The organism is Ectothiorhodospira mobilis (assembly GCF_016584115.1).
GTDB classification, from domain to species: domain Bacteria; phylum Pseudomonadota; class Gammaproteobacteria; order Ectothiorhodospirales; family Ectothiorhodospiraceae; genus Ectothiorhodospira; species Ectothiorhodospira mobilis.
The window spans coordinates 1-309 of sequence record NZ_NRSK01000085.1; the positions used below are offsets into that span (position 1 = coordinate 1).

Below are 309 nucleotides of genomic sequence, written 5' to 3' on the forward strand. Positions count from 1 at the left end.
ATTCATACCAGCGGTAGCCGAGGCATTCGGATTGGATCCGACCGCACGGATCTGGAAGCCCAAAGGAGTTCGATCAAGCAACCACCAAGTGCCCACGGCAAGTAGCAGGGCCAGGAAGAATCCGAGGTGCAACTGAGATCCGGCCATCCGCGGGAACGTGGCGTTCCAGTCGACAATAGGGGCGATCGGGTCGGTACGGCCAGGCATCTGAAAGGCCTTGGTCGTCAGCAACCAAGCCAGCAGACCACCAGCAATGTAGTTAAGCATGATCGTCACGATGACCTCGTTGGCACCAGCGCGGGCCTTGAG

1 protein-coding gene is annotated in these 309 nt (G+C 58.9%); it reads right to left on the reverse strand.

The features are described from left to right. Window positions 1–309, reverse strand: a 309-nt coding sequence (locus CKO33_RS13255; RefSeq protein WP_200182695.1) for an ABC transporter permease subunit, incomplete at both ends; no start/stop codon positions are given.